At 34.7% G+C, this 13,624-nt stretch carries 10 protein-coding genes and 1 pseudogene; 10 read left to right on the top strand and 1 reads right to left on the bottom strand.

Features of this window, described 5'->3' with window-relative positions:
• The 9 genes from ACEWK1_RS25145 to ACEWK1_RS25105 all read left to right on the top strand — a co-directional run.
• Positions 1 to 180 (top strand): ATP-binding protein (locus tag ACEWK1_RS25145; protein WP_416636774.1); only part of this gene is annotated, 180 nt, incomplete at its 5' end.
• Positions 181 to 652: 472 nt separating this feature from the next.
• The gene (locus ACEWK1_RS25140) at positions 653 to 1,102 is read left to right on the top strand and encodes a reverse transcriptase domain-containing protein (protein WP_098799022.1); all 450 of its coding nucleotides are present in this window, start codon (positions 653 to 655) and stop codon (positions 1,100 to 1,102) included.
• Between the two features lie 2,512 nt (positions 1,103 to 3,614).
• Entirely contained in the window at positions 3,615 to 4,922 is a 1,308-nt protein-coding gene (locus ACEWK1_RS25135; RefSeq protein ID WP_098799023.1) for a replication initiation protein, read from the top strand.
• 2,211 nt (positions 4,923 to 7,133) lie between these two features.
• Positions 7,134 to 7,262 carry a hypothetical protein gene (locus tag ACEWK1_RS25130; protein WP_255301673.1) on the top strand — a complete coding sequence of 43 codons (129 nt, stop codon included), beginning with the start codon at positions 7,134 to 7,136 and terminating at the stop codon, positions 7,260 to 7,262.
• Positions 7,225 to 8,124, top strand: coding sequence for a group II intron reverse transcriptase/maturase (gene ltrA / locus ACEWK1_RS25125; protein WP_251406576.1), 900 nt, complete (start codon positions 7,225 to 7,227; stop codon positions 8,122 to 8,124). Before ACEWK1_RS25130 ends, ltrA begins: the two co-directional genes overlap by 38 nt.
• Positions 8,125 to 8,987: 863 nt before the next feature.
• Positions 8,988 to 9,194, top strand: a complete 207-nt coding sequence (locus ACEWK1_RS25120; protein ID WP_141549730.1) for a hypothetical protein — start codon at positions 8,988 to 8,990, stop codon at positions 9,192 to 9,194.
• An 80-nt stretch (positions 9,195 to 9,274) separates the two neighbouring features.
• Complete coding sequence (locus ACEWK1_RS25115) at positions 9,275 to 9,517, top strand: FeoA family protein (protein ID WP_098799026.1); 243 nt, start codon at positions 9,275 to 9,277, stop codon at positions 9,515 to 9,517.
• A 1-nt stretch (position 9,518) separates the two neighbouring features.
• Positions 9,519 to 10,235: a FeoB small GTPase domain-containing protein gene (locus ACEWK1_RS25110; protein WP_098799027.1), complete on the top strand. Its 717-nt coding sequence runs from the start codon at positions 9,519 to 9,521 to the stop codon at positions 10,233 to 10,235.
• Positions 10,236 to 10,237: 2 nt separating this feature from the next.
• The gene (locus tag ACEWK1_RS25105) at positions 10,238 to 11,611 is read left to right on the top strand and encodes a nucleoside recognition domain-containing protein (protein WP_098799028.1); all 1,374 of its coding nucleotides are present in this window, start codon (positions 10,238 to 10,240) and stop codon (positions 11,609 to 11,611) included.
• 67 nt (positions 11,612 to 11,678) lie between these two features.
• Here the strand turns inward: ACEWK1_RS25105 and ACEWK1_RS25100 are convergent.
• Positions 11,679 to 12,723: pseudogene (locus ACEWK1_RS25100) on the bottom strand (flavin-containing monooxygenase).
• Between the two features lie 189 nt (positions 12,724 to 12,912).
• On the opposite strand from ACEWK1_RS25100, the gene ACEWK1_RS25095 reads away from it, so the two are divergent.
• Positions 12,913 to 13,624: cation diffusion facilitator family transporter (locus ACEWK1_RS25095; protein ID WP_416636773.1), on the top strand; the 712-nt coding region annotated here is incomplete at its 3' end.

Genomic DNA, 13,624 nt, shown 5'->3' with positions numbered 1-13,624 from the left:
GAAAAGAAAAGTACAATCTTAACTACAAACATTAGCTTTAAAGAGTGGGATGCGGTGTTCCAGGATTCTAAATTAGCGAATGCAATATTAGATCGTGTATTACACCACGCAACAGTTGTCAATATTGTTGGTCCCTCTTATAGAATTAAGGATCATTTACAAAAAGAAGATGATGATTAATTTTGTACATTCTTAAACGATCAAAATTGTACATCGTTAGCTTGACATTTACAATATATGGAGGGAAAGATTGTACTCTTACCCAAGGAGGTCTGACTGATAAGCCTGTAACACTCGGTAACCTATTTAGCGATAAATTCCTGAACAGCCAGAATTCATAGTTCCAATGGTAACTAGAGTTAATGGGGGAAGTGCTGAATCATTTTAGGAGAATCAGCACTTGGCGTATGTGTTACTTGACTAACAGAAACATTAATCCTAATGGAGACAGTTGTGAATCAACTAGGGACAATAGAAAGGCTGAAAGTAATATCACACTAGAAGTATGACTGATTCACGTAGGAGTTGATATCTATGTTGGAACGAATCTTATAACATCAAAACGTTAATGTGCACACGAAAGGAGTGGAACGAAATAAAGGAGATGCCGTTGTGTAGATAAGAAAGCGTAAAGAACCTATGGTCTCATCTCATAGAACAATGGAAAACCTTAAGAACTTATAAATGGTACCTACCTTACACACCCCTTACGTCGAATCGAAATTCCGACAGTGATAGATACCTTATCCAACAGGCTATTGCGGAAGCACTCAACAAGGAATTTCATCCCTTATTCTCCAAGCAAAGCTACTGCTTTAGACCGAACAATCGTGGTCATGATGCGGTCCGACAAGCTAAACGTTACATCAAAGTAGGAAATAGGTGGGTAGTGGACATTAATTTAGAGAAATTCTTCGATAAAGTGAAGAATGACCGGCTTATGAGGATACTAAGCTTTCGTATAGATGATCCAAAAGTTCTTCAATTAATACGGAGGTATCTACAGTCAGTTGTAATCGAAAAGGGACTTTTCAGTCGAAACACTGAAATACTAATCAAGGGGAACCGCTCAGCCTCTTTTATTAAATATCGTTTTAGATGAGCTTGAGAAGGAGTTGGAGAAAAGAGAGTTGCGGTTCGTTCGTTATGCAGACGACTGTGCGTCACGAAAGTGTGTGTGAGTAGAGCAGCTATGCTGTACAAATGATGACGATGGAGCCTTCGGAGTCGCCATCCAGGTTGTAATTTCAAACTACATTAAGGTGCTGTAGTTAAAAGCTAGGGTATTGAGCGTAAAGAAAAGGGCGTCAAGAACTGTCAAGTGAGTGTTATGGAGATGAATGATTATGTGAACCACTTATGAAAATATCGAAAGCGTAGGGATCCATCAAGACTAGGGAGTAGTCGTTAACCTAGGACGAGCTTATAGGAGGGGCTAGGGTGGAATCATATGTCCTCAGGGAGTTAATTTCTAAAACCAGTAAAAGCAGTAGCTATACCAAAAAAGAATGGTGGAACAAGAACACTTGGAATTCCTACAGTCGAAGACCGAGTAGCACAGATAGGTACGAATCTATATTTTTGAACCAACAGTGGAGAAATTGTTAATGATGATTTTTATGGATACCGACCAAATAAATCTGAAATTCATGCAACTGAGGCTACAAGGAAAAGAAGTTGGCTGAAAGACTAGGTGTTAGAGTTCGATCGATATTAACGGTCTAATTGATAATATCCGATATGACTTTACCTTATTGAAATGGTAAAACGTTATACAAATCCAGAATTGGTCATCTTATAAATAAATAGATGGTTAACTATATCTTTTCAAATGGAGGACGGAACGTTAACGGAGTGAACTGGCACTCAGCAATGAGGAGTTATAAGTGCTGTTCTTGCGATCCTATTCCTTCAATATACATTTGGTAATTTTATGACGAAAGAATTCTGAGACTTCTTGGGCAAGATACGCCGATGATGGAATAGCATACTGTGCTTCAATGAAACAAGCGTCTTCAACGAAGACTGGAAGAAAGATTCAACTATTTTGATTGGAGTTAAACCTGTAGAAACTAATAATTGTCTATTGTAAAGATGTTGATAGGAAATGGAACTAATCAACTACTTCTTTCGATTTTCTAGGATACACATTTCGACCAAGACACAAAAGAATAAATATGAAAATTATTACGCAAACTTCTTGCTGACTATTGCCGATAAGGCAAAGAAAGCAATCAGAAAAGAAATGAGAGACTGGCGGTTACAACTCAATGTATATAAAAACCTTCAATATATTTCCAATAGTTTTTTGAATTACTTTCGATAATCTTATGAACCTGTAGCCTTTTCGATAGTTGATTAATCCCTTCGCTTCTTACTTGGAATGTTTAGCTGAATAATCGATATTATTTGTTTCTTTGAAACCGACCTTCCTATTGTTTCCGGATAATTACCCTTTTTTTGAGCGAGGCTTCTTTATGAATTCGTGTCGTTACTTTCTTCATATTTGGGAACCTGAAGTAATTAGTTCCATTCCTATTTAGAATATTAGGAGTAAACTTAAGTTTATAGTATTTAGAATCTATTATTTTAAGATTCGACTTGTATATATGGATATCTTTTAAGATGGGTAAGTATAATATTATGCATTATACTTATTTTTAGGTATGTATGTTTAAACTGTTTAATATATTGTTTTCTTGTTTTTAAATTGTTATTTGTTTATAGGTAAAATTAGCTCTTGGGAGAGTAAGGTTCAACATCTTATATGTCTATTAAAACGGTACTATAAGTCTATTAAAACGGTGGTTATGGCTACTAATACGATGTTACATGTCTAGTATATAAGTGGATATATGTCTATTTAAAAAGTGTTATATGTCTATTAATTCGGTATGAGACTTTTAAAATATCTAAATATAGCTATAAAAACGGTGGAATAATAGATTTATATCTGTTGATCTTAAAAGGGAGATGTATAGACCCTATTTTTAGGATCATCTTCTTTTAATTCTTACACTATTGTATGTTGATTTACCTAAAGGGTAGACATATTAGTTTTTTTCCTTAACATTTTACATTATATATGTCTACTAGAACGGTAATATTTTATAAACTTGTCACTTTAGAGTATCGTTACACCGAAATAGTAGATATATAGACCAATAGTAAACATGCCACTCATATCTTATTCTATGTTTTAATAAGATATGTCTACCTTTTCGGTAGATATATCTTAAATAGCTTCCTTCAAATGCTTTTTTCAAGGCAATATTTACTCTTTGCTGAAGCAATAACTCTATGTAGTACCGAATTAGTAGCTATATTTCCTTAACCCTAAAAAAATTTCAGCACCGAATATATAGCTATATAGTATATTATAATTTTTAAATTAAAAGATTACAGTACCGAAAAAGTAGCTATATGGATTTAGATTATGATTAGTTAGTAATTTCGAAGCACCGGAAAGGTAGACATATCATTCTATTATAAATTAATTTTATACACCGAATTTATAGACATATTGTTTACTTAATTTTAGCTATGTAACTTAGTATGGAATCTTGTGTTTTTTTGTATTATATTGGAGATAGTTAAGGTTTAGGAGGATTGAAATGACTGTGGTAACGCAAGTTGAACAACTATCTTTTGATGAAGATCTAATAGAAGCTGATCTAAAGCCATATTACTGGGTCAATCAATCAAACGCCCTTGTTAATACAAAACAAAATCTATCAATAAATGAAAGACGTTTATTATATGCACTAGTTTCATTAGTACAACCAGAAGATAAAGATTTAAAGACTTATGTTTTGCAAACAAAAGATTTAGCCAATCTCTTTGGCATATCGGAATCGGGCTTTTATGAAAGAATAAGAGAAACGGTAAATGGTTTAAACAGTAAACCTCTTACTATAACTCGGGCTAAAGAAAACAATAAGTTTGTGATTGACGATATCTATTGGGTACAACGGGCGAGTTATGATGAAGGTCAAATTACGATTAAACTCTCTGATGATTTAGCTCAATTCCTTATTAACCTTAAATCATATACAAAGTATCAGCTATATAATGTTTTAAAATTAAGGTCAGAATATTCCTGGAGAATTTATGAGCTGCTTAAAGAAAGAGAACGTTTTGGTAAACGGATCATGGAAGTAAAGGAATTGAGAGAGATGCTGGCTATTCCTGATGATAAATTAAACCTAATGAAAAATTTCAGAGCAGTAGTACTTGAAAAAGCGAAGAAGGAAATTGCTGAAAAGACAGATATTCGCTTTGAATATGAGGTACATAAGAAAGTCGGACGCTCCATACATTCATTTGTGTTTTATATCTATAAAAACCAGAATAATATCAATAAAACGATAGATGAAGAGTCTCTAGATTATGATATTCAAACCATTCTTAACCTCCTTATTACTAAGGAAATTAGACGGGAAAAAGCAGTAGAACTAGTTAAGAACTATCCGCCAAAGTACATTGAGGAAAACTTGCGTTATGTCCTTCGTATGGAGGATAAAGGGCTTGCTAATTTAGCTGGTTATATTGTGAGTGCTATAGAAAATAATTATGCAGAATCAACCTATGAAAAAGATCTTGATAACTCTTTGCTGCAGTTAGCCATCGGTAATGTTGATAGTCGATTAAAAGAGAGAACGGAACAGGACATAAAGGATCTAGAAAGCTTGTACGATTACTTTTTAGAAGTTATTAATAAGAGTAAGGTTAGTACCAAAGAAGAAATCGATCATATTAAAGATGAAATGCAAACAACTCTATTCAAAAAGATGGATGATATCTATGAGTATCGAAAAGGACATAGATTACCTCCACTCCTAGAGGACGATTTTGAAAAGAGCAAAATTAAGGGTTACTTCAAAAAATGGTTAACAAAGCATAGGGAAGAACTTCCGTATTAATTATAATAGTTACAAACTACCAAGGAGGAAATAAACAGGGACAGTGTGCGAGAGGAAGTGAAAAGTAATGAGGCTGGGTCAAAAGGTAAATATACTTTGAAACTTCTTTTATACCCTTGTTAATAATTTCATGAATCATTTTTTTAAAAATATCATGTTCAAGAATAACGTATTCATGCTATTTTCGATTAACAAGTCTATTCCCCTGAGAAGTAATTCTTAATCAAAAAATAAAGATCACTCCATTTTCCCTATATTTCAATTTAGCTATAAAAGATAAAGTTCCTTAAGCTCATTTTCAATTCAAGAACAAACCTCATCTAAGTTATTATTTAATTATATCAATACCTTGCTCTATCTTATTATTCGTTAAATTAAAATTCCTTAAAGATAAACCTGAAATTATGCAAGTGGTGATATATACAAATGCTAATTTAAGAAATGTACAGAAATGATCGTTTAAGCATGTACATTTGTTATTCCGCTTTATTACAACTTTACTTGGAGGGTCGGGCATGATAGCCTTGATAGGCTTACCAGCCTTATCAAGGGCTGGTTTTTTGGCTGGATAGTCATGGCCGTAGAGGCTCCAGGTCAAGTTGTAATCGTCTTCCAAACTATTTTGTCATTTATAATATACGCTGCTGCTGCTAAAAATAAGGACTAACTTGAGAATACCCTTTGATATTCTGGTTGTGACAAATCAGTAATTCATAAATATAATTATGATTGCTTTGTTTATAAGAATAAGTAAAATTGTGCAATGGTAAGGGATGATCTAGGACAAAATGTGGAGTTTGTCTAGAAATTGATCACAATCCTTTCTTAATTATCAAGAGGGTAAAACAAGTTAAGAAATCTTTTCAAAAATCGGTAATGTAAAATGATGAATATTCAAAGCCTACTCCAACCCCATAATTATAATACGATAAAAGAACTGGCTGCCTATAAAGGGGCTGTTGACAAATTTATAGGAATTTCCATAACCTGTGTAGGATTTTATCTACACAGGTATTTTTGTGTGCCAGGCATGGTTCATCAACTAGACGGTGAAAGTGGGTTATGTGCATTGGAATATTCGAACCATTAGTCGAAAACAATGGAATCTGAAGGAAGCTCTAGACGATCTGGGTATACGAACCCAAAACAAGGTTAAGTTCAAAATCTCTCCCGATGAATAGGAATAATGAACTTACACTGCGAGATCCCTTAGTACCTCAACAGAGAACTTACTTCGTGATAAGTAACCGAACTATGAGAAGTATATGTCATAGTATCAACCCTTAGGGACAGATAAGGACGGACGAAAGGAGCAACTATGTTAGAGTCCATTTACAAGATAACAATAACACAGCCAATTAAAGACTATTGAAGAGTGAGTATATTGGGCACCTTCAATAGATTAGAGTTACACTTGTGCAACCTTAATAACATAGGATCAATATGAAACTTACTAAAACATTAATCGAGAAGATATTGGAGAAGGGTAATCTAATTTGAAAGGGTTAAACGAAATAAAGGAGTAGCAGGAGTTGATGCGAAAGATATAATAGCTACTCTCCTATATTTAAAGGAAAATGGTGAAGAGAGTGTCCAACTGATTAAATATGGTAAATACAAAGAGTTAGAGAATCGAGGTAACCAATTTGTTAGATATGCAGACGATGGTGCGCCACGAAAGTGTGCGTAAGTAGCGAGACTATTCAAAGCAGCTATGCTGTACAAATGATGACGGTGGGCCCGTCGGAGTCGCCATACAGGTGGAGACTTCAAACTAACTTAAGGTGCTGTAGTCAAAAGCTATGGTATTGAGCGTTAAGGAAAAGGCAGTAGAAAGCTGTCAAGTGCGTGTTATGGAGATGAACGAGCATGTGAACCACTTACGGAAATGTCGAAAGCGTAGAGACTCCATCAAAACCAGGGGGTAGTCGTTAACCTGGATGAGCTTAGAGGAAACCTGTTTACTGTCTAAGTGGTGGGCGGCATAAAGGTGGCATGAACATAACACAGGCGTTTGTACGGAACGTGGGAACCTACGGGCTGATGTTAAGGGAGTATTTCAAGTGGAAGACCCACAAGAAAAGAGTACCGATGCAGTCATAGGGGCAGATTGGGTTGTAGTAGTGATGAAACTTCTGTAATAGAAGTAGAGCGAAGAACCCAAGTTATTTAGTTTCAAAGATAGGTCAACTTTGAAAGGAGGAGGAACCTATGCGAGAAGCTAAACCGTTTAGTATTTCAAAGAACGCAGTAATGACTGCATTTGAGCGAGTAAAAGCCAACAAAGGGACATACGGAATTGATGAACAATCTATTAAACGAACTAGACTTGAAAAATAATCTATATAAACTGTGGAATCGTATGTCCTCTGGAAGCTATTTTCCAAAACCAGTAAAAGCAGTTGCGATACCCAAAAAGAATGGTGGAACAAGAACACTTGGAATTCCTACAGTCGAAGACCGAGTGGCACAGATGGTTGCGAAACTATATTTCGAACCAACAGTGGAGAAATTGTTTTATGAAGATTCTTATGGATATCGACCAAATAAATCGGCAATTCAAGCGATCGAGGCTACAAGGAAAAGATGTTGGCGGAGAGACTGGATGTTAGAGTTCGATATTAAGGGACTGTTTGATAATATCCGACATGACTACCTCATTGAAATGGTAAAACGTCATACAAATCAAGAATGGGTCATCTTATATATACAAAGATGGCTAACTGCACCTTTTCAAATGGAGGACGGAACGTTAATAGAGCGGACTTCTGGCACTCCGCAAGGAGGGGTCATCAGTCCAGTTCTTGCGAACCTATTTCTTCATTATACATTTGATGATTTTATGGCGAAAGAATTTCCAAGTATTCCTTGGGCGAGATACGCCGATGATGGAATAGCACACTGTGCTTCATTGAAACAAGCCAAATACCTTCAACGAAGACTGGAAGAAAGATTTCAATTGTTTGGACTAGAGTTGAACTTGGATAAAACGAAAATTGTCTATTGTAAAGATGATGATAGGCAATGGAACTATCCGACTACTTCTTTCATTTTTCTAGGATACACATATCGTCCAAGACACTCAAAGAACAAATATGGAAAATTCTTCACAAACTTCTTGCCAGCTATTGCCGATAAGGCAAAGAAAGCAATCAGAAAGAAAAGAAGTGAGAAGGTGGCGATTACAGCTCAAAGTAGATAAAACCTTGTGGGATATCTCCAACATGTTTAATAAGGAAATCCAAGGATTTGATTAATTATTACGGACATTTCTATAAATCAGAAATGTATAGCGTATTGCGATACATCAACAGCTGCTTAGTAAAATGTGGTTCGCCGAAAATATAAGAAGCGAAAACAACGAAGAAGAGCAGAATATTGGATAGGTACTATTGCACAGCGAGAACGCAAGTTATTCGCCCATTGGAAATATGGAATACTGCCGGCGATGAATAATGGGAGCCGTATGAGCTGAGAGGTTCACGTACGGTTCTGAGAGAGACTAAGGGGGAGGTTCCCTCGGTCTACTCACTGTAACATACTTTATAAGCCACAAACCCGGTGAACGGATAAAAAGAGTATGACTGAGTTCATCGAAAATGCAGTGGAAAAGCTTAAGGAACGTAAGGAAAGAGCTTCTATCAAATGTGGAAGAATACCCAGGTTTAAGTGCCGAAGAAAACCAAGAAGAGATTTGAGGATAAATTAAAAGACTCACAAACAGTAACTGGTGAGTAAGTATGGAATATAGAATCCTTAATATAAATCAACTTATTCAAGGCTGGGGAAATCACTTTAAAATCAGAGATATTAAGAAGTATGCAAAACGGACATAAGACGAAAGCTTAGAGCATGTTGATGGAAAGAGTGGATGAAGGTTCTTACGAAATAAAGGGCAGTTTTATTTGAAATTAATTTGACAATATGTAAATATATTCATATTATAATAACATAAGTTGGCTTAAGGAAAAAAAATAAGCAGTAGTAAAGATTGTTTGATTGTATAAACAAGTATTGCACAGCTTGTCATTCTATAAAATAATATAACTTTGTGGAAGGAAGATGATGAAGATGGGAGTTCGAATTGCCTTTAATTTAGGTGACGGAGAATGGCTTGAGATGAAAAGGTGTAACTGTAACCAGATTTATGCTTATTTGACCAATGAAAAAGTTGATATATGTGACCGTGAAATTGGTCATTTTGGTGAAAAGCAATTAGGTGAAGCATTACGTAATCTTCTTTATTCCTTAAACGCTAAAAAAAGTAATTAAGATTATATTATGATTGGAATGGACCTTTTTTTTACATTAAAGTTGCACTAAGGAAAAATAAAAGGTGAGGGGAAAGATATATGGATATAACTAAAAAAATCTCATTATATCAAGGGAAAAAAGGAAACTTTATTAAAATCACTTCGTTATTACTGGAAGGTGTTATGAGAAGGCGTTTATTAGATTTAGGGTTTGTCCCAGGGGCTATAGTTGAAGTGGTTAGAAAAAGTCCATTAGGTGATCCGATCGCATTTCGTGTTAGTCAAACAACGGTTGCTTTAAGAAAAGAGGAAAGTATGAAAATTAAAGGAGAGTTGATGTAGAATGGCTAATTCATATCGAATTGCTTTGGCTGGAAATCCTAATACTGGAAAGAGTACATTGTTTAATGCCTTAACTGGTCTAAGACAACATACAGGTAACTGGGCTGGTAAAACTGTTTCATTAGCTGAGGGAACAGTAAGACATAAAGATAAGACTTACAAAATGATTGATTTACCTGGAACTTATTCACTCTTTTCAAATTCAACTGATGAGGAAGTAGCTCGTAATTATATTGTATTTGAAAAACCCGATGTAACACTAGTCGTGCTAGATGCTACATCTTTAGAACGTAACTTTAATTTAGCGTTGCAAGTGTTAGAAATGACAACCAATGTGGTGATTTGTATTAACTTGATCGATGAAGCAGAGAAGAAAGGTATTAAAATAAATGAGCTTCTTTTAACAAAGCGACTTGGAGTTCCTGTTATCAAAATATCTGCTCGTAATAAGACTGGTTTCCCAATGCTTTTAGATACTCTTGATCGAATCGTCACTAGAAAAATTGAGTGTAATCCTGTACAGACATCTTATAACGAAGAGATTGAAGAGAAAATAAGTAAATTAGAATCAAAAGTTCGCAATTTAGTAGAAGACCAAATTTCATCTAGATGGTTAGCTCTAAGGTTATTGGACGGAGACGAAGCACTTCTTAATGAGTTAAATAAAAGAATGGAGTTAAATGGTGTAACGAACGAGAAGAGGGTAAAGGAGGCATAATAATGAATATTAAAGAGCTATATATAGAGGCTCAAGAATTATCAACACCAGAATTAAGAGATGAAATTGTTTCTAATTTATATAAAAGAAGCCATCAATTGTGTAACGAAGGTGTTTCCTATACAAAAACAAAAGGGGATGTTAGAACAGAAAAATTAGACTCCATTTTTACATCTCCGATTTGGGGTTTCCCAATAATGCTCATCATGTTAGGGGCTGTTTTTTACTTAACCATTGCTGGAGCCAATATACCATCCTCCCTGCTTGCTGAATTTTTTGGGTGGATAGAAGGATATCTAACAACATTTTTTCAGGCTATTCAAGCACCAGATTGGTTACACGGACTTCTCGTTTTAGGATTGTATCGGGGTTCTACATGGGTAATAAGTGTTATGCTTCCACCTATGGCGATTTTTTTTCCAACTTTTGCACTTTTAGAAAATTATGGTTACCTTCCGAGAGTCGCTTTTAATATGGACCGTTTATTTAAACATGTTGGTGCTCATGGTAAGCAATCGTTGACAATGGCTATGGGGTTTGGGTGTAATGCAGCGGCTGTAATGTCTTCTAGAATCATTGAGTCTCCGAGAGAAAGAATGCTTGCGATTCTGACAAATAATTTTGTTCCATGTAATGGAAGATGGGGTACCTTAATTGTATTAGCATCATTATTCATGGCAGCTAGTTTTACTGGAGGACTAAAATCTCTTGTCACGACAGGAGTCATTGTCGGTATTGTTATGTTTGGGATTGTCGTGACATTTTTTGTATCTTGGGTTTTATCAAAAACAGCACTAAAGGGTGTTCCAACGCATTACACTTTAGAATTGCCTTCATATCGTCGACCAAAGTTTTTTGATACTGTGATTCGGGCTTCTTTAACAAAATCATGGACTGTTTTAGTTAGAGCAGTTAAAGTTGCTGCCCCAGCAGCAGTATTAACATGGATCATTGCAAATATTTACATTGGAGATACTAGTATTTTAATGCATATGGTTGGCGTCTTTGATCCATTTGGTCAAATGTTGGGACTTGATGGTTACATTATATTAGCGTTTGTTCTTGGCTTACCTGCTAATGAAATCGTATTACCAATTTTACTAATGGGTTATCTTTCAACTGGTTCATTAACAGAAGTGGATAGTTTGGTGGATTTAAAACAAATTTTTGTTGATCAAGGTTGGACGTGGATAACTGCGTTAAACATGATGTTATTTTCACTACTTCATTATCCATGCGGTACAACATTATTAAATATTTATAAAGAAACAAAGAGTAAAAAATGGACATTACTTGCATTCTTAATTCCAACAGTGTTAGCCATATTAGTTCCATTTATTGTTTTTCAAATAGCACAGTTATTAGGTTGGGTTTAATAACAAATAGAAAAAAACTTTGAAGAGCAGTGAATTCATAAAATTTCACTGCTTTTCAACATATTCGTTACTTATTTATTAATATTTGTTTCATTAAATATTCAGCATCTGTTCCAACTCCTTGAAGGAGAGCAGAACCTCTTCTATACTGCCAAGGAAGTCTTAAAAAAAATAAACCAGCTATTGATGTAACACCTCTTTGATGTATTGGTTTCCCCTTATTATCAAAAATGTTAGGGGTTTTTATCCAATCATAATGTGATCTAAAACCAGTTGACCAAATAACATTTGCCACCTTTATTTTACTATTGTCTTCAAAAACTATTTGATCTTCCATTACAGCATTTGCTCTCGGCTTCAAACTAATTTTACCATTCTTTAGTAAAGACCTTAATTCAAAACCAAAAATGGGATCAGGTTGATGTTTTAGCATATTTCCTAATTTGCTATTTGTGTTTACACTTAATATGCCTAATTTATCAAACCACCAAAAAATACTATTACCACCAAAATTCTGTGGTAGGAACTTTAATTTATGTCCAACTGATAAATATACAGGTTTTTCTTTTGATAGTTCGACAGCGATCTGTGAACCTGAATTTCCTCCACCTACAACCAATACTGGTCCTTGTTTTAATTGTCTAGGGTTTTTATAGTTTGATGAATGGATTTGGAGCACATTCTTAGATAAAGAACTAGAGAACTCTGGAATGAACGGATGTTGAAAAGGTCCTGTTGCAATAACTATTTGATTAGCTTTATATTCTTTACGATTTGTTTCTATCAAAAAAATGTTATTCTCTCTTTCTACCTTCGTAATGTGCGTTATCTAATTGAACTGGGAGAGAAAAGGTTTTAGTATATCTTGATAAATAATCAGCGATATGATCTTTGGTGGGGTAGTGGGCTTGAATACCTTCCAGCTTCAATCCGGGTAAGGAACTATACACATTTGGAGTAAATAAAGTTAAGGAATCATAACGATTTCTCCAAACTTCTCCAATCGCATTCCCTTTGTCTAAGATAAGAAATTTTAAATTCGTTTGTTTTAAATAATATCCCATTGTTAATCCTGACTGACCTGCTCCAATAATGATCACATCATATATCATCATTTATTCTCCCCTTAAATAAAATAACTACTATTTTGATTTCCAAATTATAGCATAAACCCTTTATTTTTAGATAAAGGGACTAATAATATTTAATAAGTTTTGAAAAAATAAAAATAATGTTGCACTCATTAATCGCATCTGTAATAATATATATGTACATATATTCATATAAAAGGAGAGGGTTTTATGGGACACTCACATAGTCATGGTCACGGACATCATGGTCATCACCATCATACAAGCAATAAAACAGCTTTAAAATGGTCTTTTCTTATTATCACTACTTATATGATTGTTGAAGTAATTGGTGGGATAATGACAAATAGCTTGGCATTACTTTCCGATGCGGGTCATATGTTAAGTGATGCTGCTGCTCTGGGATTAAGTTTTTTAGCCATAACGTTCGGGGAAAAAGGAGCTTCACTTTCAAAAACTTTTGGGTATAAACGCTTTGAGATACTGGCTGCATTCATTAACGGAATTACACTCCTACTCATATCTCTTTATATATTTTGGGAAGCATATCAACGGATTCTAAATCCTCCAGAAGTTGTGAGTATGGGAATGCTAATCGTCTCTTCCATAGGGTTGGTTGTTAATATTGTGGCAGCTTTTATACTGATGAAGGGTGACAAGGATGAGAATTTAAATGTACGCAGTGCTTTCTTACATGTACTTGGAGACATGCTAGGATCGGTGGGGGCTATTGTAGCTGCGTTACTTATTATGTTTTTTGGATGGAACCTAGCAGATCCAATTGCAAGTATCATTGTAGCTGTACTTATTATCATTAGTGGATGGAGAGTTACAAAGGATGCATTTCATATATTAATGGAAGGTGTACCAGCAAATATTAATGTTGATAAAGTAAAAGATACATTATTGAAGATGGAAGAAG

This window comes from Metabacillus sp. YM-086 (assembly GCF_048059995.1).
GTDB lineage: Bacteria > Bacillota > Bacilli > Bacillales > Bacillaceae > Metabacillus > Metabacillus litoralis_B.
This window is presented reverse-complemented; position numbering and strand designations above follow the sequence as displayed.